Here is a 19,161-nt window from a genome sequence, read left to right on the forward strand (position 1 = left end):
GTGTGAGAAATGAATAACGAAAATGAAGAAGTGTCCGAAAAGTTTGATAGAGTAAATGAATTTGAACATGGCACTGACATCAGTTATTCAAGTGATGTGAATGTAAATTATGTTAGCTTCAGTGTAGAATCTAATATCCATTACAGATATAGTTTGGCAGAGGATTTATTGAATGATTCTGATGTTTTAGCAAAGATGATTTTTCATCATAATGAGCATCAAGTTCCACGACTGCAGGTTTTAGATGATTATTACAAAGCAAAAAATACAAACATTATTAAGAACCGTCGGCGTAAAGAGAAAGAAAAGGCTGATCATAGAGCAGCGCATAACTTTGGTAAGGTACTTTCAACATTTGATGTTGGGTACAATACGGGAAATCCTTTAAAGATTCAAATAGATAATGAGGATAGTCAGAAAACGATTGATGACTTTAATCTTGATAATGATATTGACGGATTAAATGGGGAATTGTGGTTGGACATGGACAAATATGGTCGAGCATACGAAGTTGTATATCGAGATGAAGATGATGTTGATTATGTGGATCTATGCAACGTTTTTGAAACTTTCGTTGTTTATGATACTACGGTTAAGCGCAGACCTATATTAGCTGTTCGATATCCTAAAACAAAATTTACAGTAGATGCTGACAAACAATATATCCAACCGATAATTTACACCAAAGATAACATTATCACTTATGATGAAACAACTATTGCTGCTATTGAACTAAAAAATCCAAATGAAGCTCCTCACGACTATAAAGAAGTTCAGATAACCGAGTTTTCACCTAATCGATTCCGAATGGGTTTATATGAGGATATTCTATCTCAGATTGATCTTTACGATGCAGGGCAATCTGACACAGCTAATTACATGACAGATCTAAATGATGCAATGTTAGTAATAAGTGGTGATATTGAAGCGGCTGGCTTAACTACAGATGATGCCATTAAACAAAAAGAAGCGAATATGCTCTTGCTTGAATCAGGTACTGATATTAACGGAAACAAGACCTCGGTCGCTGCTGAATATATCTATAAGCAATATGACGTGAACGGCGTTGAAGCATATAAAGAACGTGTCAGAAATGGAATCCATGAGATTTCAATGGTTCCAGATTTAACTGATACAAATTTTTCAGGAGTGCAATCAGGAGAAGCAATGAAATATAAAATGTTTGGATTTAATCAAATGACGGCAGTAAAGCAAAGGCTATTTAAAAAGAGTCTTGTGCGGCGCTACCGCCTTTTATTCAATCTAAAATCGAGTGTTTCGGAGATTGACAATTCTGATCTAAAAGGATTACGAATTGTGTTTACACCTAATCTACCTAAGGCCATCCTTGAAGAATTAAAAACGCTGGTTGATTCTGGAGCCGAACTTAGCCAAGAAACCATCCTTGGTCTAGCTTCATTTATAGATGACGTACAAGCTGAGATTAATCGAGTGAAGCAAGAGGGACAACCAGTTCCAGGAACTGATCAAGAAAAGGACCAGTTAAAAAAAGAACAAGCAGAATTTCTAGCAAAACAGGCTAAATCTGAGGAGGACTGATAGAGATGTCCTACTTAAAAGAAAGAGAAGATGCTTGGATAAAAGAGCAGATAAAGCTTGATAAAGTTCGAGAAAAAGAAATTGTAAAGAAACTGCACCATGCAATCGATGCTATTCAAACTGAAATTGAAGCAAACTGGGACAGATTCTCTAATGGCCAAAACATCACTATTAGTGAAGCTCGAAAGCGTGCTGATCAAATGGACGTCAAAAAGTTTGAAAGAAAAGCAAAAGAATATGTTAAAAATAATGATTTCAGCCCTCAGGCGAATAAAGAACTTAAAATCTATAATCTCGTTATGAGGGTGTCGAGGTTGGAATTGTTGAAAGCTCAATTAGGACTGGAAATTATTTCTTTATTTGATGGCCTTGATAAATGGGGCTATGGTCAGTTATCAGATGCGGCCAAACAAGAATATATTCGTCAAGCCGGAATTCTTGGCAACACTTTGGATAAAGACTACATTAAAAAAGTTTCTTCTATAGTAAATGCATCTTTTCACTCAAGGGATTATGCATCATTCAGTGATAATATCTGGCAGAACTTTACTGAAATGAAAGCTGATCTAGAAAAATTATTGACTCGAGCAATCACACAGGGGAAAAACCCCAGAGCAGTAGCAAAAGAATTGGCAAAGTTTTTAAAATCGAATCAAGAAAATATTAGGTATAAGCTCAATCGGCTAATGATCACCGAAATGACATCTATTCAAACAGACATTCAAAAACAAAGCTATTTAGATGCTGAAATAGATGAGTATGCTTATATCGCTGAACCGTCTGCTTGTGACGTATGTAAGAAAGTAGCTAAAGGCAGCCCGTATAAAGTCGTAAAAATGGATAAAGGAGTAAATGCTCCGTTCATGCATCCATTTTGCAAGTGTTCCACCGCACCTAGAGTGGATCGTGACTCATATGAAAAATCATTGAAAGAAAGAGGGGTATAGAATGGCTAAAGAAATGTATGTCTGTAATGAGTGTGGGAAGCACACACCGTTAGTGCAGAAATTCGATAATTTAACAAACGGTGTAGAACACCACTATGCCGAATGTCAGTCATGTGGTTATCGTTCAACTATCTTTTATACGAATTCTGAAATCAAAGCGTTAATGTATCAGCAAAAGAAAACTGCATTTTTCACTAAGAAAAAAGAACGATTAACTAAAAAGATTCAGACTTTGATGGGTGATCTGAAAAATGAAATCGAGGCAAATTCTCATGAGTGATCCAGACTTGAGCAAATCTATTTCAGAATTTATTTCAAGAGTTGCAATAGCAACTAGAATGGATCTATTCATAGAATGCTTAGCTAAACAATTAAATAAATTATAAAGTCTAGCCAATCACTAGGCTTTTTATTATGCCTTTTTACTGCTTTTAGGCGTTAAAGAGAAAGCTTTATCGATTGATAGGCGTAACCTGTCAAATTTATCGGGTAGCGGCGTAACCGTGGAGGATTAATCATGAAAAAACGTTTATTAATGCCATTGCACTTACAATTTTTTGCTGCTGACACTGGATCAAATGGGGACGTAGGTCAAAGTACACCGCCGGCAGATAATACAAATGATCAAACACCGCCAGATGAAAGTGATGCAGAAAAAGATCAAGAAACTGGTAAAACTTTTACTCGTGATGAAGTAGCAAAAATGATTGCTGCTGAGACTAACAAAAAGCAAAAGGTTTGGGAAAAAGAACAACAAGAAAAACAGGCAGAAGCCGAAAAGCTAGCAAAGATGAATGCTCAGGAAAAAGCTGAACATGAAAAGAAACAGCTAGAAGAAAAAATTGCAGAGTTGGAGCGTGGCCAAACTTTAGCAGCTATGACAAAAGAAGCATCTAAAATGCTGTCAGACTCTAGTTTGCCACATGACGATGATTTACTTGGCTTGATTGTTTCAGACGATGCAGAAGCTACTAAGCAAGCAGTCGCTGTCGTTACAAACTTTGTATCAATGATCAAGAAAGAAAATGCTCGACAACAAACACCTCCTGCGGGTGGTCAATTTTCATCTAATCAAAAAGAAAAGAAATCAGTTGCAGATATTGCAGCAAGTACACGAATTGTAAAATAGGAGGAATTATCAATGAAAAAAGAACAATTAATGAAAATGGACATTCAAATGTTTGCTCAAACATGGGATCCAGACAATGTTACAGTGCTGGAGAAAAAAGACGGAACCATCCCTGACAAATACAACACATTGATTTTAAAAGATGTTATGGAAAATTCTAAATTGATGCAGTTAGCAAAGTATGAAGAAATGGACAGTAAAGAAAAGAAATTTGAATACTTTGCAGAAGGACCAGGAGCTTACTGGGTAGGTGAAGGTGAAAAAATCAAAACATCTAAACCAAAATGGTTGAATGTAAAAATGGTTGCTAAAAAAGTCGCCGTGATCATTCCAGTTTCTCGTGAATATTTAAATTATAAAATGTCTGACTTCTTCACACAAATGCAGCCGAAAATTGCAGAAGCATTCTATAAAAAAATTGATTCGGCTACAATTTTGGACGTGGATAATCCATTTCCTCAATCAATTGAAAAATCAGTTGTTGCTGCGGGTAATGTAGTAGAAGGTGGATTAACCTATGACAACATTTTGGAGTTAGAGGATTTACTAGGTGAAGACGAATACGATCCAAATGCATTCATTTCCAATCGTAAAAACCGCACGGAACTACGTGGTGCTAGTAAAAAAATTGGTGAGACGACTCAGTTTATTTATGATCGTAGCAACAATACAATTGATGGGTTACCTGTTGCAGATCTTAAATCTATGGACAAAGGAACTCTTTATACTGGTGATTTTGATTACTTGCGATATGGTATTCCTTTTAACATCAATTTTAAAATTTCGGAAGAAGCTCAACTATCTACATTAACAAATGAAGATAAAACACCAGTAAACTTGTTCGAACAAGAATTAGTTGCATTGCGTGCGACAATGGACATTGGTTTCATGGTGATCAAAGATGAAGCTTTCGGTAAAATTTCCCCAAAAGCGTAACGCCTACTACAGGAATCGTTGCTAGTCAAAAAACGTGGACTGGAAAAGTAGGCGATACTAAGAATTTTACAATCACAACAGATCCTGTTGATGCTTCCGATTCTATTGAAGTCATTACAGCGACATCAGCTGCAACAAATAATGAATCAGTAGTCACAATCGTTAAAAATGAAAATGGCAGTTTTGATGGTTCTATTTCCGGAGAAGGGTCAGCAGTAATCACATTTAGTTCCGGTGAATTTACTACAACTGTCTCAGTAACTGGTCAAGCTGCTGAATAGAGGTGATTAGATGTCCATAAAGGAAGATGTAAAAAAACTTTTGAATGGCTCAATCGATGATAAGTTGGACATAATTGAAAAAAGGACCAAGGAACGTTTAGCTTCATTGCTAGGCGTTTCAGAAGTTCCAACAGAATTTGAGTATATTTCCTATGAAGTGACTCTTAAACGGTTTAACCGAATTGGAAACGAGGGGATGCAGTCATATTCTCAAGAAGGGTTGTCAATGGCATTTTCTGATTCTGATTTTTCGGAATATCAAGATACGATTGATGAATATCGTCGAAAAGATGAAGAAGCTTTTTACAAGCCAAAAAAAGGAGTGATTCGATTTGTATGAGATATGATAAATTAATCGTTTTTGTTAAGGAGTCTTCTAAATCTCATTATGATCCAGAAAAGGGAGAATGGATTGAAGCTGATCCCAAAAAAACACCAGCAGAAGTAAACATCACTGATCTGGGAACTGATCGATCCATTACTATATTTGGTAGCATAAAACAAGGGGCTAAAGTCATTCGGACACAACCCCTTTTTTCTGTGCCTAAATGGGATCAGATTGAATATGGTGGAAAGAAATATCAGCTAACTACTGAGCGAACCCCTAGTGAACGACACAGTTTAATTGTGGAAGAAGTGGTCAAAGATGGCTAAACGAGCATCATTTAAAGTTAATGGACTGACTTCCTTGTCTAAAAAGCTAAAGAAAAATGCAACGATGAGTGATGTTAAAACAATTGTAAAAACAAATACAGCAGAATTAACTGAGGGAATGCAAAATGAAGCTCAAGTATTATTAACCGGTCACTGGGAAGGTAAGAAGTTTGTCAAACCAACCGGAACAACTAAGCGTAGTATTACGATGCATATATCGAATAATGGACTTGCTGGTCATACAGGACCAAAAACGGAATACGCTCCGTACTTGATTCGTGGTACCAGATATATGGTTAAAAGAGATTTCTTTTTACCGCCACTTCGTAAACAAAAGCAGAAATTTAAATCAGATTTAGAAAGGTTGATGCAATAGTGATTAAAACGCGTGACCAATCAATCTTTGATGAAGTATTTAAAAAGTCCAATGAATTGGGGTATAAGACTTATGACTATATGCCAATGGATGAGATACCATATCCTTTTGTTGAATTTGAAGATACTCAAACAATCCATCAACCTAATAAAACGGATATCAAAGGGTCAGTTATTTTAGTCCTCTCCGTTTGGGGCTTACAGAAGAAAAGAAAGCAGGTGTCTGATATGGCATCTTTTATTTTTAATGAAGCTTTGCAAATAGAGCACACAGATGGATATGCGTGGGTTTTAAATATCGTTAACAGCGGAATAAATATAATTGACGACACATCGACAAATACGCCGCTCAAACGAGCAATCATTACGCTTGAATTTAGAATTTTATAGAAAGAAGGAAATTAATTATGAAACAAGCAGCAAAGGGTATTGACATTATTTTGCTATTTAGATTGTTAAAAGATTCAACTAAAGAGGCAGCATGGAAGCTGGCTTTTCAAACCGAACACGAAAACACGAAGTCAAAAGATAGTGATTCTACACCAACTAAAGATGGCCCGATTCGTACCCCAGGAGCGTTAGAAATTGATTTTTCAGCGACTTCTATTTTATCTATCAATGATTCATATGTAGAGAAATTAGAGACTGCTTTGGATGACGATGAAATCATTGAAATTTGGGAAATCAACAAAGCTGAAAAAGGAACTGGTGAGGATGCTGATAAATATAAGGCAACTTACTACCAAGGCTATGTTACTTCCTTCGGTAAAAATCCGAGCGCCGAAGATTCGGTTGAGTTATCACTTGAGTTTGGTATCAACGGTAAAGGTGCGAAAGGATTTGCCACTTTAAACGAAGAACAAGAAGAAGTTGTGCAATATGTATTTAAAGACACAACAAAAGAAGCTACAGAAACACCAAAGAAAAAAGATAACTAAATATATTCAATTAGAAGGTTAGTATTCACTAGCCTTCTTTTATTTTAGGAGGAAAATTTATGCAAATTGAAATTAGTAAAAAGAAATATACATGTAAATTCGGTGTGAAATTCGTTCGGGAATTAGATAAAAAATTTGCTGTAGTTCAAGATGGCGTAATTTTTGGATTGTCATTGAGTACTAAATTACCAGAACTAGCTAGTGGAAATGCTGCAACATTATCTGAGTTTTTATATGCTGCAACAATTACTGAGTCACCACGTCCTAGCCAAGATGAGATTGACGAATATGTAGACACCGTTGAAGATATCGAATCCGTTTTTGACGATGTTTTGAAAGAACTAGAAGAAAGCAATGCGGGGAAGTTAGCGGTCAGAGAACTCAAGAAGAATCTAGCGAATCAAATGGAAAACAATTAAGTTCTGCAGAAACATATGAGCGCATTTTAATTAACGCATTTCGCTTTCTTGGAATGATCAATATAAATGAAGTTGAAAGTATGACCCCATATGAATATGAAATCCGAATGCTCGCATGCCAATTAAAGAGATTAGATCGAGAATTCAACACTCATATGCAAGCATGGGCTACTCGACAAATCAAAACGACCAAAGGGAAAAAACAGGAACCCTATTACAAAGATTTTAAACAATTCTTTGATTACGAAAAAAGAGAAAAAGAAATTCTAGGTTTATCACTGATTGATGAACAAATCGATGATGCCACCATTGACCTTTTGAGAAACGTAAATAAATGAGGAAAGGAGGAACATAAATGGAAACATATTCAGTCGAAGCGATACTGGCTGCAACAGATAAGAGCTTTTCTAAAACAATGGTGGATGCTGAAAAATCTATGGTTGGTATCGGGAAACAATCCGGTGAATTAGGCGATCAGCTTTCATCTAGTACAAAAAAAGGCGGAGAACTTACTAAATCAATTATAGGAACGGCTGCTGGAGTTGGTGCTATAAAGTTAGTTTCAACAGCTGTAAATATGGTGAAAGATTCAGTCGCTGGTGCAATCAGTCGTTTCGACACGCTAAATAAATATCCAGTAGTAATGAAATCACTGGGTTATTCTATTGAAGATGTGGACAAATCAATGACTAAATTAGGCGATGGAATTGATGGGTTACCGACATCACTCGATGAAATTGTATCTAGTACGCAACAACTATCTATCGCAACCGGAAGCCTAAGAACTGGTACTGATACAGCAGTAGCTCTGAACAATGCATTTCTAGCTTCTGGAGCTTCTACAGCAGATGCAAGTCGAGGCATGGAACAATATATTCAGATGTTAGGTAAAGGCGAAGTAGATATGCAATCATGGCGCTCATTACAAGAAACAATGCCTGTTGCTATGGATAAGGTCGCTAAATCATTTAAAGATCAAGGTGTTACTTCTGTAAATGAATTGTATGATGCCTTAAAAGATGGCGACATCACTTTTAAAGAATTCAATGGTCGCTTGATTGAATTAAATGAGGGTGTTGGTGGTTTTGCTGATTTGGCTAGAAAAAATTCCGAAGGGGTAGCAACATCTTGGCAAAATATTAAGACAGCTACGGTTAAAGGTGTTACTACAGTCATCCAAGCCTTTAATGACATGATCAAGGCTGTAACTGGAAAATCTATAGCAGAAAACCTCAATGGTTTAAAAAGCATAGTCAACAGTACGTTTAATGCGATTAAGTTAGTGATTCAAGGATCTACGCCAGTTGTCAAAATATTTGCCAGTACTCTTGGCGGTATTATTTCGGTTGCAAAGCCCTTGGAACCTGTACTCATGGGCTTGGTGGCTTCATTCGCTGCGCTTAAAGTAATTCAGGGAATAAATACATTAATTAGCACTACAGATAAACTCTTCATTGCTGCTGGGCTTTCTGGTAAAACTCTTACGATTGTAACTAAAGGTCAAGCTTTGGCTCAAGCTGCTGGAACGGCAGCCACTAAAGCGGATATTTTAGCTAGAGCCGCACAAAATGGACAAATAACAATTGGAACAGCCTTAATCGGTATAATGACTGGTGGTATTCAACTTTCTACAGTTGCCACCACATTAATGACCGCAGCAACAACAGCTTTTGGTGTTGCGATGAAAGTGTTAATGGGACCAGTAGGTTGGGTTATTGGAGCAATAGGTGTTTTGACTGCTGCAGGAGTTGCACTCTGGAAATGGCTAAACAAAGAAAGTGAAGCATCGAAAAAATTGAATGCTGAACAAGAGAAACTTGCAGACTCAACAAAAACATTAACTGATTCTGTTGATCAAAATTCCAACGCTCGTAAAGATAGTATTCGTGATATTTCAAGTAATGCCAGTGCCTATAAAAAGTTGGGAGACTCAGTTACTGATTTAGCTGGTAAAGAGAAGATGTCAGCGGTTGAAAAAAAATTGATGAAATCCAATGTTGAGGAATTGAACAAATCAGTTGCAGGCTTGAATTTAGTCTATGATGAAGAATCGAATAAGTTGTCAATGTCTACTGAACAAATGCAAGCTAGAATAGCTGCCCTTCAGCAACAAGAAGCAGCCAATACTTCTCAGCAATCTTTAACAGATATTTTGAAAGAACAAGCCGATGTTGAATCTAGATTAAAAGAATCTTCTACATTAAGACAAGAATGGAATGATAAATTAGAATCTGGTTCAGTAAAAGCTAAGGAACATAAAGAAGCAATCAAAGGATTAGACGAGCAAGAAAAGACTCTGAAATCAACTCAAACTGAACTTCAGGAAGAATATAAAAATACTCAAAGTGTTTTAGAAAATTCTTTGAATTCCGTAGCCCAAGCGACAGAAGCTGGTGTATTTAAGCAAGTTATTTCATATCAATCTCTAAGTGATTCTCAAAAAACTACAGTGGATAATATGAAGACTAAGTGGCAAGAATATTCAGATGCAGCTACTAATATGTTTGATACTCTGACAGATAAACAAACTATGTCCGTTCAACAAATGCAGACGAATATGGAAGAGAATCAACGTGTTATTGGTACATGGGCTGATAATATCGCTTCATTAGCTGATCGAGGTCTTGATGAAGGATTGCTAAATAAATTGAGAGAGGCTGGTCCAGAGTCTGCAGGGTATGTTGCGGCATTGGTATCAGCATCTGATGAAGAATTATCTAAGATGAGTGAGACTTTCCGAAAAGGCGGAGAAGTTGCAACCAATTCATTTAAAACGGCTTTCAAAACAGGTGATATTCCAGCAGAGGTTACTGCGATGGTAACTTCAACAAAAGATACTCTAGCCAATCAAATCCAAACTGCAAATTTTGGAGAGCTTGGTAAAAATGTAGCTCAAGGTGCGGCTCAAGGTATTAATGATGGAGCACCTCAGGCTGAACAAGCTAGTAAAGATATGGCAAATGATGTATCAGAAAAGTTTGCTGGTGAATTGGGGATTCATTCTCCGTCACGTGTTTTTAAAGAATATGGTGGTTTTATTGCTGATGGTGTAGTTTCTGGTGTGAAAGATGGTAGCAGTAAAGTAAAAGCAGCTATCGATTCTTTGGCAAATATTTTTTCCGCTAACGGTGCAAAGATAGAACAGGAAGCGACCAATATTTCTCAAGTGATACCACGAGCTTTTGATAATTTAGATAGTGAAATGAATTCTGTCGGTTTAAATATAATGGCAGGCTTAGCAGATGGAATTAACCAAGGATCAGGTTCCGCGTTAGCTGCGGCACAAAATGTTGCTAATCAAATTGTTAGTACTGTACAAAGTGCATTGAAAATCCATTCTCCTTCCAGAGTCATGAGAGATGATGTAGGAAAGATGATACCTGCTGGAATTGCAGTTGGTATTGATAAAAATACAAACGAAGTTGAAAAATCAATGCGAAACTTAAATCGTAGTATAAAATTTCCTTCATTAGAAAATATCCAATCAAGCTTGTTTATGGGAAATATGAGTCCAGTGTCTGCTTTTTCAGGAAATCTAGGATCTTCTATGACGATTGAAGTACCAGTAAATCTCGATGGTAAAGAAATCGCAAGAGTATCAGTTAAGTCGATGAGCCAAGAACTACAAAAAATGAAAAATAAAAAAAATACATCATTGGGAAGGAGAGTTTAGATGTACAAATTTACTGATACAAATGAACATACCCTATCTACAACTCTTCCTTCTGAAGCTATGTATTTTAATGGAGACTTTCTTGAAAATATAGTCCCAGGCTATCGAACATTAAATGTTGTCGGTAGAGAATTAGCATCCACTGAGATACAGAGTTACCAATTGGGAATCCGTGACGGAATGCGACACGTTTATGCCCGTATACCTGAGAGGGAACTCACCATCAAATTTAAATTGGATGCGCCAACGAATGAAGACTTTCGTGATCGTTTTAATCGATTGAACGTTGCTCTGTTTAGTGAGAAAGATGTTGTTATATGGTTTAATGATGAACCTGAAATGATATGGAGTGGGAGTAAATCTGATGTAGATATGGTGCCGGAAGGTGTAAATCAAGTTGTCGGCACATTTACTATCTTATTGAGTGATCCGTATAAATATACTCGATCTGATGCAACCAGCGTTACGTGGGGATCTACCGTTATTACTTTCCAAGCCAATTACTTAATGGGCAACACTGGATCTGGAGCTGTAGAAATGCCTATCGTTATTGAAGGTGGTGCATACTGGGGATCAACTATGATTACTTTCCAAAATAGATCGTATTTGATGGGGGATGACGGAAGAGAATCAAAACCTATTGAAATTTATCCAACTGTTGAGGGATTAAAAGTGAAACCGACAATTACCTTGAAGGGTACTGGTCGTGGAGTGTGGATAAAAACCAGAAATGACACCATTGATTTGGGAGATTTTGACAATTCGGAAATTTTAATTGATACACAAAAATTTAACATCACAAAGAATGGCAAACCAATGATCAGACCGATGAATGATTTCTACATTTATCCTAATGAACCACTATTTATTCAGGCAAAGGATAGTAATTTCACTTTAACCATTCGCTATCCAAATAGATTTTTATAAGGAGGGTGATAGCTTGTTAATGGCAATGAACCTCAAACGGGAGTACACAGCAATACTCGAAAATGCATATAATGTAAGTTACGAAAAAATTGAAAACCAAATAGGAAATATAGAATTTACAATGCCTTTAGATGATTCAAAAAATGATTTTCTGCAGGAAATGTTATGGGTAGAGTTAACCGATAATGAAAATGAATACATTGGATTGTATCGGGTGATGCCATCCACAATTCAAAAAGATGCTAGTAACAATACAATTAACTACACAGCTACACATGCACTAGGGACGCTACTTGATAGTGTCCTTTTTGGTTACCATGAATTGGTTAACCGTAAAACGATTGATGTAATTAATTATGTATTAAACAAGCAACGGACAAAGAATTGGGTATTGAAAAAATGTGACTTCATTCGATATTTTTCTTATGCTTGGGAAAATGAGAATGGATTAGCTGATGCACTCTTTAGCATTCCACAAGCTTTTGACGAAGACTATGTATGGGAATGGAACACACAAGTTTATCCGTTTGAATTATCACTTGTAAGACCGCAAACGGAAGTCGTTGCTCGAATACAAGAAGGCTATAACATGCAAGGTTTTGAAATAGAACGTGATCCAAATAACTTAGTTAACCGAGTTTATCCTTTAGGGGCTGGTGAAGGGATCAATCAAGTAAATATTAAGTCAGTTAATAATGGCATTTCTTATGTTGAGGATAAAAAGTCTATAAAAAAATATGGCTTAGTTGAGTATGTATGGGTTGATCAAAGATTTACTATTCCACAAGCTCTAAAAGATAATGCGATAAACATGTTAGAAAAGTGGTCGGTTCCAAAAGTTAGTTGGTCTGTGACAGCTGCTGATCTAACAAAATTGACGGATGACCCACTCATTGTGGATAAACTCCGCAAAGGTGGCGTTGCTATGATCAATACAAATGATTATGGTTCCGTCAATCTAAGAATAAAGAAAGAAGCTAAAAATGATGTATTTGGAGCACCTCAGGATCTTTTGTTAGACCTAGGAAATCTTAAAGATGATATTACAACAACAATGTCGGATCTTGGACGGAAGCAACAGATTAATGAAACCTATTCGCAAGGTGCTACCAATATTTTGAACTATAGCTACCAAGATAACTGCGAAACTGCTTATCCAGCAATTATCGAGTTTTATCTTGATGAAGATGTCTTTCATGTGAATACTGTGGAGTTGACGTTTAAAACTAAGCGATACCGAGGCTATACAAAAGCTGTAAAAGGTGGAGGTGCGAAAGTTACATCTACTTCTGCAGGTGGAGCTAGTACACAAACAAGTTCAGCCGGCGGCGGTAGTATTGTATCAAGCACATCTGGAGGCGGTGGTGTTGCTACAAGTAGTGCAGGTGGCGGTAGTGTAGCAACAAGTTCAGTTGATGGACAGAGTACACAAACCAGCAGTGCAGGCGGAGATCATACACATGTGGTGTTCAAATATGGAGGCGATTATAACAGTGGTGGATTTGGCGACAAACCTCGTTATTTTTGGGGGCGTGGAGAAACTAACACTTTAATACTAAATACGACATCACGAGGTGATATCACTACGGCTGGCGGAAGTGGCAATCACTCGCATTCAGTTACGACACCTGCGCATTCACATAATGTTCCGATACCTAATCATAGTCATAATGTATCTATACCAAACCATAGCCACAATGTAAGTATACCTAGTCATACACATAAAGTTACTATCCCGAACCACACACATACGGTTACTTTACCAGATCATACTCATCCACTCGAATGGGGAATCTATGAGGCACCTAACAGTGCAAGTAGTGTGGATATTATCGTCGACGGAACAACACTAAAACTACATGATACAAGTCAACAACGTCTGAACATCGTCGATTATTTGCGTAAAACAAGTGGCGGCAAGATATCAAGAGGTAATCACACAATTCAAATAAAGCCAAACAAACTTGCACGGATCGAAGCGCAGGTTATTTGTCGTGTATTTATCCAATCACAATTAGGAGGTCAATTTTAATGCAGCTAAAAATTAAATTAATCAGCGATCAGCAAGAGTTCGTGATCACTGATAAAACAGGTAAAACGCTAGACGATTATTTTGAACAGTTGATTGATAATAGTACGCCGTTCATTAAGATTGGAAATAAAATTTTACAAAAATCTACTATCGAATATATCGATGCAGACTAAAGGAGTGAGAATCTATGGTTGAACAAATCAAAGAAACAGACACGCTCAATCAAGGGCGTATAAAAATCAATGCAATTTTAGATCAATCAAATGCTTCATCTGCAAAAGTTGATGATTATCAATTGCAATTAAAAGAAGGGATTGCCGAAGCTAAAAAAATAGCAGATGAAGCTGGTAAAGATGCTGTTGAGATAGCGACAGAAGCAGGTAACCAAGCGAATGAAACAGCCAATCAAGCTATGGCCAACTCAAAAACAGCCATCACTACCGCTGATCAAGCCGTTTCTACAGCTAATAATAATAAACAAGAGTTTGATACATTAAGAAATGATTTTGACCAGTTAGTGGCGGAATCTGGCGATAGTAACCCTGAGATTGTTCAGGCTCGTACAGATACACAAGGTATTAAACAAGCTACTTTAGCGAATCGTTTACAAATAGATTTTGCCGATCGTATGACAAAAGCTGAAGGTATCTCATTATTAGTTGGTAGTTCAAATATCAAAATCATGATGGATTTTGTAGGAAAGACAGCCGGAAATACAGCAACCAATCCGGATAAATATTTCTCAGATTTTACCGCTAAGACACTGAAAAAGCCATCAGACACCTGGAATGAAGTATCTCAATCTGATTACAATAAATTAGCAAGTCGAGACGATTCGGGAATTATTACAGGATCAACACAAAGCGGTGTAATTCCTCAACAACGAGGTGATTATAATATTATCGAGATTATTAAGGCTTTGATACCACAAATTTTTGAGGGATTAGATAAGCAGCAATCAGTCGAGTTCATTAAAAATAACTTTACGTCATTTACGATTAACGAACGATTAAAGGCTACTTCTCCAAACAACAAAAATATTAAAGTGGCAACCTATCTACAATCAACAGATTCATGGAGTACTCAAATTCAAGAATCAGCACCAGAACTTAAAGATTTTTCTGTCCAAATCAATGATAAAAACTTTATCACAGATGAAGGCTTTATTCATTTAATTAACTATACGGATCCTTCGAACGGTGTCACTTCATCAAGCTTAGAAACTGATTACAGTGGCGTACAAATTGAATTATCTGTAAATGCTCAAGATATTCTTGAAAAGTCTGGGTTTGCCAAAACTGCAGATGTTAATAAAAAAATTGATACCCATGTTGATGATAAAAACAACCCACATAACGTAACTAAGAAGCAAGTGGGATTGGAAAATGTAAACAACGTTGGCTTTGCGAATGATGGAGAAGCAGTTGCAGGTACTAGTACAAATAAATACATGCATCCTAAAAACGTTTCTGATGCAATCAAGGGTCAAGCTGTTACTCAAACAGGAGATCAAGAAGTGGTAGGTACTAAAAATTTCAACGAAGGATTGCAGTATAAAGGTAAAGAAGTTGCGGTAAAGGAAGATTTAGAAGTACCTAACGTGTATCTTGCTGAGGGGATCTGGTCTTTGAACAGTAGCCAAACTGTAACGCCTACAAAAACATTAAGTGATTGTCGTATGGGTTGGGTGCTGATTTTCGATACCTATGTTGGGGGACAACCAAAAAATACAGACTACACGGTGGTTATTGTTCCTAAGGTATTTAGTGGATTAATGGCTATTCAAGCTACCAGCGCAAGTGGTAAGCCTGCGTATAAACATGTACGTATTACCAATACTCAGATTATCGGACAAGACAATAATAACTCTGGTGAAAGCGTAAGTGTAGTATTGCGATATGTTAAAGAAATTTAGGGAGTAGGTGAACAAATGGAAAAATACGCAAATTGGGTTTCAATAATGATTGGGGCTGCTGGAGGATTTTTAGCTGGTTCATTAGGAGGTTTTGATAAAGTGTTGGAAGTCCTCCTATTTTTGATAGTGGTTGATTTCGTAACAGGATGGATTAAAGCAATTGTTACAAAACAACTTTCAAGCGCAATTGGAATGATCGGAATAGCAAAAAAAGTCATGATTTTATTAGTGGTTGCCGTGGCCGTAGAAGCAGAAAAGATTGTAGGTGACGGATTGCCAATCAGAGAGATTGTAATCATGTTTTACATTGCAAATGAAGGTATTTCGTTTTTTGAGAATGTTTCAGAATTTATCCCGATGCCTGAAAAATTAAAAGATATTTTTATCCAGTTAAGAAGTAAAGACAAATAGATCTTAGTCCTCGGGAAAGAGGGCTGTTTTTTATATAAAAATTATGAAAGAGGTTTTAAAATGAAAAAATTTAGTAAGTTTTTATTGTCATTAATTGTTGTCACAGGATTGATGTTACCAATGAGTGCGCAAGCTTATATGATCGAGCAAGATCCAATTCAGTTTAGTTACCATCCTGGATATGCTAGTAACGAGATTATCGTATTACATGAAGCTGGCAATCCTAGCAATGTTGGCGCAGATAGTTTGGATCGTGAAGTAAGCTTTATGAAACGTAACTGGCAAAATGCCTATGTATCTTATTTTGTCGGTAGTGGCGGAAGAGTTAAGCAGCTGGCGCCTAACGGCTATTACCAATATGGAGCTGGGGCTACTGGTAACAGCAAAGCCTATGCCCAAATTGAGTTAGCTCGCACAAATAATGCGGAAATTTTTAAGAAAGACTACGCTGCATATGTTAATTTGACGCGAGGTTTAGCAAAGCAGGCTGGATTTACTTTTGACTTAGACGATGGCACTCCATATGGTATTAAAACTCATGAGTGGATCACAAATAATTGGTGGGGCGATCATACAGATCCTTATGGATATTTAGCACAGTGGGGAGTTAGCAAAGCTCGTCTAGCCCAAGACTTAATGGTTGGGTTGCCAGAAGATGGTAGTGAGACGACAGTTAAACCTAACAAACCAAATACACCTAAATACAAAGTGGGTCAACATATCCGTTTTGCGACAATTTACAATACGCCTGATGATCCAAACGAAAAGCATATCAAGGCTGATCAAAAATGGACACAGGTCGGAACTATCACTCAAAAACTAAACGGTCGTAAAAATCTTTACAAGGTTGAGAATAGTGGTAAGTTATTAGGTTACGTCAATGATGGTGATATTGTAGAGATTTGGAATCCTAATCAGCTGAATACACCATCTAAACCTCAAGAGTCTAATCTAGTGGCTATGAATGGAACATTTACGACAAATCAAAGTTTACCTGTATCACCAGATGCTACAGTTATGAGTGAAGCATTAGCATGGTACGATCCATGTGAATCAATGGAGTATGATGGTTATGTCATGGCCAATGGTTATGCATGGGTAAGTTACGTTGATTATGGGGGAACTCGTCGTTATGTTGCTGTAGGTCCAGATGATGGACGTATCGATACAACATGGGGCAGAGGTTTCTTTAATTAATTGAAAAAAATCCCTTCAAATAAGAAGGGATATAGAAATGGTGGAATCTATTATGGAAAAGATAAAAATATTAATTTATAATATAGAGTTCTGGAAAGGATTATTGTTACTTGGACTTCCAACTATACTTGCATTAATTTTTTCATATAGAAAACAAAAATAAAATACTATTTTGCTAGAAAGCTTAACAAAGTTCTTTTCATAGGAAGCGTGATTTTATCATTTATTCCACTTCTCAAATTACTAGTGAAATTATAGGTTCCTTTTTTATAATCAAGATCAAAAGTGACCTTACTAACAGGAATGTTCTCAGTTATTGGAGCCGTGACAAGTAAATATTGTTGCGGTTCTAATTTTCTAGTATCGTTTAAATTGTTACCGTCTAGTTTTTTGAAATTCGGTTCACCAGTTGAATCTGAATACGTACCATCTGAAATGAAAAATCTGATGTTCTCCATAAGCTTTTCCTCTGGTCCAATGATAATTGTCGTGTGATTTGGATGCTCGTTGTTTTCATCCAGGTTAATAAACCCGATTACATCATAACCTTTTGTCGCAAGCGAAGCTGGGGTAGATGTAGCATCGACTTTTTTTACTGTTATATTCTCATAATCTTGACCAATATTAATGTACAAAATAAAATTAATGATAGTTAATAAGCCAATTGTTCCAATAACATTCATGCAAAACGAAAAAAACGATTCCCAATTCATTGTGGCATCTCCATTCTTAATTAACTTCATAGTAATCTCCCTTTAATTGTAAGCTTCATAATCTAGCGCATATTTTTTAAAAATTGTAATGATTTTTCGTAAGTCATATGTGCAGCATCTTTTATGTTTTCTAGTTTTGGTTTTTCCTCTATCAAATTTGACCATTTATACTCATCAAAGATGTCAATTCCATCAAAATAGTTGGAGTAATCCCTGTCTTCTATTTTTTCTCCATAAGATGTTATGAAAGTAGTTAAGTAGCTTTGCTCGTTTTTTCCAATTATTGCTAGACAATAAATACCAATATATTCATGTTTTGGAGAAACAAAAGATGGATCAAAGATGCAAAGTATCTCATCTTTTGATTTCCAATAATTTTCATCAATTTCTGGACTATAATATTTTGTATCTAGTATATCTTCAAAGACACCAGAAGTATTTTTAATTTTAATGTAGGCCTGTAAATCTTTAGCTTTAGAATTTTTAGAGATAGATAATTTCCAATTAGTTTCATCCTTGGTTCTAGAATTTAATTTTATTGGTTCAATTGTGTTAGATTCAATGTTATATTTGAAAAGGTATTTTTCCGATGTTTCACCACTATTTTCTTGGTATGTTATCGGATAACGATCATAAGGGTCTAATGTAAGGTATGGATCATCTAAGGAGTTGGAGATTTTTCCTTTATGAATAAAATCCATCGTAAGGCTTACAGAATTTAAAGATTTTTTATATTGTTCTCCTAAATTATATATTTTAAAAGACCACCAAAGTGAAAGTCCTGATAAAGTTAGTGATAGAAAAACAAAATAAGGAAGTACATTTTTCCTAAACTTGGTTAGTTTACTATCTTCCTTTTTCTTTATACTTTTTTCAATACGATGGAAAGTCGAACTGTAGTTGTTTAATACCTCAACTAATTCTTCTTTACTCATTAGTTGGATGTTCTTCTTATTTCTAGGCATATATTATTATCCTTTTTTAAATATTATAAACTATTTCTAACTATTTTTGCAAACCTATCTTCAACGCTCACGTTGAGAACAAACTGCTT

The 19,161-nt window shown here is 36.2% G+C and carries 22 protein-coding genes; 19 read left to right on the forward strand and 3 right to left on the reverse strand.

Going from position 1 to position 19,161, the window contains the following annotated elements; translation table 11 throughout:
- Positions 1–9 precede the first annotated feature (9 nt).
- The 5 genes from RV15_RS03130 (at position 10) to RV15_RS03150 (ending at position 4,572) form a co-directional block, all read left to right on the forward strand.
- Positions 10–1,560, forward strand: coding sequence for a phage portal protein (locus RV15_RS03130; protein ID WP_071876597.1), 1,551 nt, complete (start codon positions 10–12; stop codon positions 1,558–1,560).
- A gap of 5 nt (positions 1,561–1,565) precedes the next feature.
- Entirely contained in the window at positions 1,566–2,507 is a 942-nt protein-coding gene (locus RV15_RS03135; protein WP_071876598.1) for a minor capsid protein, read from the forward strand.
- A gap of 1 nt (position 2,508) precedes the next feature.
- Entirely contained in the window at positions 2,509–2,787 is a 279-nt protein-coding gene (locus tag RV15_RS03140; RefSeq protein ID WP_071876599.1) for a hypothetical protein, read from the forward strand.
- Positions 2,788–3,024: 237 nt separating this feature from the next.
- On the forward strand, positions 3,025–3,636 hold the full coding sequence (locus RV15_RS03145) for a DUF4355 domain-containing protein (RefSeq protein ID WP_071876600.1): 612 nt from the start codon (positions 3,025–3,027) through the stop codon (positions 3,634–3,636).
- 12 nt (positions 3,637–3,648) lie between these two features.
- A complete protein-coding gene (locus RV15_RS03150; protein WP_071876601.1) occupies positions 3,649–4,572 on the forward strand; it encodes a phage major capsid protein in 924 nt (307 codons plus the stop codon).
- A 25-nt stretch (positions 4,573–4,597) separates the two neighbouring features.
- Here RV15_RS03150 and RV15_RS18690 read toward each other — a convergent pair whose 3' ends face one another.
- The gene (locus RV15_RS18690; RefSeq protein ID WP_167364074.1) at positions 4,598–4,795 is read right to left on the reverse strand and encodes a hypothetical protein; all 198 of its coding nucleotides are present in this window, start codon (positions 4,793–4,795) and stop codon (positions 4,598–4,600) included.
- A gap of 68 nt (positions 4,796–4,863) precedes the next feature.
- Here RV15_RS18690 and RV15_RS03160 point away from each other — a divergent pair, with 68 nt between their 5' ends.
- From RV15_RS03160 to RV15_RS03220, 14 genes are all read left to right on the forward strand, one after another.
- Positions 4,864–5,193, forward strand: a complete 330-nt coding sequence (locus RV15_RS03160) for a phage head-tail connector protein (protein WP_071876602.1) — start codon at positions 4,864–4,866, stop codon at positions 5,191–5,193.
- Positions 5,190–5,507, forward strand: a complete 318-nt coding sequence (locus RV15_RS03165; RefSeq protein WP_071876603.1) for a hypothetical protein — start codon at positions 5,190–5,192, stop codon at positions 5,505–5,507. Before RV15_RS03160 ends, RV15_RS03165 begins: the two co-directional genes overlap by 4 nt.
- Entirely contained in the window at positions 5,500–5,883 is a 384-nt protein-coding gene (locus RV15_RS03170) for an HK97-gp10 family putative phage morphogenesis protein (protein WP_071876604.1), read from the forward strand. Before RV15_RS03165 ends, RV15_RS03170 begins: the two co-directional genes overlap by 8 nt.
- Positions 5,883–6,272, forward strand: coding sequence for a phage capsid protein (locus RV15_RS03175; RefSeq protein ID WP_071876605.1), 390 nt, complete (start codon positions 5,883–5,885; stop codon positions 6,270–6,272). The genes RV15_RS03170 and RV15_RS03175 overlap by 1 nt, the downstream gene beginning before the upstream one ends.
- A gap of 17 nt (positions 6,273–6,289) precedes the next feature.
- On the forward strand, positions 6,290–6,820 hold the full coding sequence (locus RV15_RS03180; protein ID WP_071876606.1) for a phage major tail protein, TP901-1 family: 531 nt from the start codon (positions 6,290–6,292) through the stop codon (positions 6,818–6,820).
- Positions 6,821–6,879: 59 nt separating this feature from the next.
- Positions 6,880–7,239, forward strand: a complete 360-nt coding sequence (locus RV15_RS03185; RefSeq protein ID WP_071876607.1) for a tail assembly chaperone — start codon at positions 6,880–6,882, stop codon at positions 7,237–7,239.
- 80 nt (positions 7,240–7,319) lie between these two features.
- Positions 7,320–7,577: a hypothetical protein gene (locus tag RV15_RS03190; protein WP_071876608.1), complete on the forward strand. Its 258-nt coding sequence runs from the start codon at positions 7,320–7,322 to the stop codon at positions 7,575–7,577.
- Between the two features lie 17 nt (positions 7,578–7,594).
- Positions 7,595–10,912: a tape measure protein gene (locus RV15_RS03195; RefSeq protein WP_071876609.1), complete on the forward strand. Its 3,318-nt coding sequence runs from the start codon at positions 7,595–7,597 to the stop codon at positions 10,910–10,912.
- A complete protein-coding gene (locus RV15_RS03200) occupies positions 10,913–11,839 on the forward strand; it encodes a distal tail protein Dit (protein WP_071876610.1) in 927 nt (308 codons plus the stop codon).
- A gap of 13 nt (positions 11,840–11,852) precedes the next feature.
- Positions 11,853–13,871 (forward strand): phage tail spike protein, encoded by a 2,019-nt coding sequence (locus RV15_RS03205; RefSeq protein WP_071876611.1) that lies wholly within the window; start codon positions 11,853–11,855, stop codon positions 13,869–13,871.
- Positions 13,871–14,044, forward strand: a complete 174-nt coding sequence (locus RV15_RS18695) for a hypothetical protein (protein ID WP_167364075.1) — start codon at positions 13,871–13,873, stop codon at positions 14,042–14,044. Before RV15_RS03205 ends, RV15_RS18695 begins: the two co-directional genes overlap by 1 nt.
- Before the next feature lie 14 nt (positions 14,045–14,058).
- A complete protein-coding gene (locus RV15_RS03210; RefSeq protein ID WP_245791209.1) occupies positions 14,059–15,786 on the forward strand; it encodes a hypothetical protein in 1,728 nt (575 codons plus the stop codon).
- 15 nt (positions 15,787–15,801) lie between these two features.
- Entirely contained in the window at positions 15,802–16,197 is a 396-nt protein-coding gene (locus tag RV15_RS03215; RefSeq protein WP_071876612.1) for a phage holin family protein, read from the forward strand.
- A 60-nt stretch (positions 16,198–16,257) separates the two neighbouring features.
- The gene (locus RV15_RS03220) at positions 16,258–17,394 is read left to right on the forward strand and encodes an SH3 domain-containing protein (RefSeq protein WP_071876613.1); all 1,137 of its coding nucleotides are present in this window, start codon (positions 16,258–16,260) and stop codon (positions 17,392–17,394) included.
- Positions 17,395–17,561: 167 nt separating this feature from the next.
- On the opposite strand, the gene RV15_RS03225 is transcribed toward RV15_RS03220, so the two are convergent.
- A complete protein-coding gene (locus RV15_RS03225) occupies positions 17,562–18,137 on the reverse strand; it encodes a hypothetical protein (RefSeq protein WP_071876614.1) in 576 nt (191 codons plus the stop codon).
- A 32-nt stretch (positions 18,138–18,169) separates the two neighbouring features.
- A complete protein-coding gene (locus RV15_RS03230) occupies positions 18,170–19,042 on the reverse strand; it encodes a hypothetical protein (RefSeq protein WP_139242965.1) in 873 nt (290 codons plus the stop codon).
- Positions 19,043–19,161: the final 119 nt, after the last annotated feature.

It is taken from the genome of Enterococcus silesiacus (assembly GCF_001886225.1).
Taxonomy (GTDB): Bacteria; Bacillota; Bacilli; order Lactobacillales; family Enterococcaceae; genus Enterococcus_L; species Enterococcus_L silesiacus.

Excerpts from the sequence above, each read along its gene's own strand:
- RV15_RS03220 (WP_071876613.1), top strand. The coding sequence starts at position 16,258 with ATGAAAAAATTTAGTAAGTTTTTATTGTCATTAATTGTTGTCACAGGA.
- RV15_RS03230 (WP_139242965.1), bottom strand. The coding sequence starts at position 19,042 with ATGAGTAAAGAAGAATTAGTTGAGGTATTAAACAACTACAGTTCGACT.
- RV15_RS03145 (WP_071876600.1), top strand. The coding sequence starts at position 3,025 with ATGAAAAAACGTTTATTAATGCCATTGCACTTACAATTTTTTGCTGCT.
- RV15_RS03170 (WP_071876604.1), top strand. The coding sequence starts at position 5,500 with ATGGCTAAACGAGCATCATTTAAAGTTAATGGACTGACTTCCTTGTCT.
- RV15_RS03190 (WP_071876608.1), top strand. The coding sequence starts at position 7,320 with ATGACCCCATATGAATATGAAATCCGAATGCTCGCATGCCAATTAAAG.
- RV15_RS03225 (WP_071876614.1), bottom strand. The coding sequence starts at position 18,137 with ATGAAGTTAATTAAGAATGGAGATGCCACAATGAATTGGGAATCGTTT.
- RV15_RS03210 (WP_245791209.1), top strand. The coding sequence starts at position 14,059 with ATGGTTGAACAAATCAAAGAAACAGACACGCTCAATCAAGGGCGTATA.
- RV15_RS03150 (WP_071876601.1), top strand. The coding sequence starts at position 3,649 with ATGAAAAAAGAACAATTAATGAAAATGGACATTCAAATGTTTGCTCAA.
- RV15_RS03180 (WP_071876606.1), top strand. The coding sequence starts at position 6,290 with ATGAAACAAGCAGCAAAGGGTATTGACATTATTTTGCTATTTAGATTG.
- RV15_RS03215 (WP_071876612.1), top strand. The coding sequence starts at position 15,802 with ATGGAAAAATACGCAAATTGGGTTTCAATAATGATTGGGGCTGCTGGA.
- RV15_RS03140 (WP_071876599.1), top strand. The coding sequence starts at position 2,509 with ATGGCTAAAGAAATGTATGTCTGTAATGAGTGTGGGAAGCACACACCG.
- RV15_RS03135 (WP_071876598.1), top strand. The coding sequence starts at position 1,566 with ATGTCCTACTTAAAAGAAAGAGAAGATGCTTGGATAAAAGAGCAGATA.
- RV15_RS03165 (WP_071876603.1), top strand. The coding sequence starts at position 5,190 with ATGAGATATGATAAATTAATCGTTTTTGTTAAGGAGTCTTCTAAATCT.
- RV15_RS03185 (WP_071876607.1), top strand. The coding sequence starts at position 6,880 with ATGCAAATTGAAATTAGTAAAAAGAAATATACATGTAAATTCGGTGTG.
- RV15_RS03160 (WP_071876602.1), top strand. The coding sequence starts at position 4,864 with ATGTCCATAAAGGAAGATGTAAAAAAACTTTTGAATGGCTCAATCGAT.
- RV15_RS18695 (WP_167364075.1), top strand. The coding sequence starts at position 13,871 with ATGCAGCTAAAAATTAAATTAATCAGCGATCAGCAAGAGTTCGTGATC.
- RV15_RS03130 (WP_071876597.1), top strand. The coding sequence starts at position 10 with ATGAATAACGAAAATGAAGAAGTGTCCGAAAAGTTTGATAGAGTAAAT.
- RV15_RS03200 (WP_071876610.1), top strand. The coding sequence starts at position 10,913 with ATGTACAAATTTACTGATACAAATGAACATACCCTATCTACAACTCTT.
- RV15_RS03195 (WP_071876609.1), top strand. The coding sequence starts at position 7,595 with ATGGAAACATATTCAGTCGAAGCGATACTGGCTGCAACAGATAAGAGC.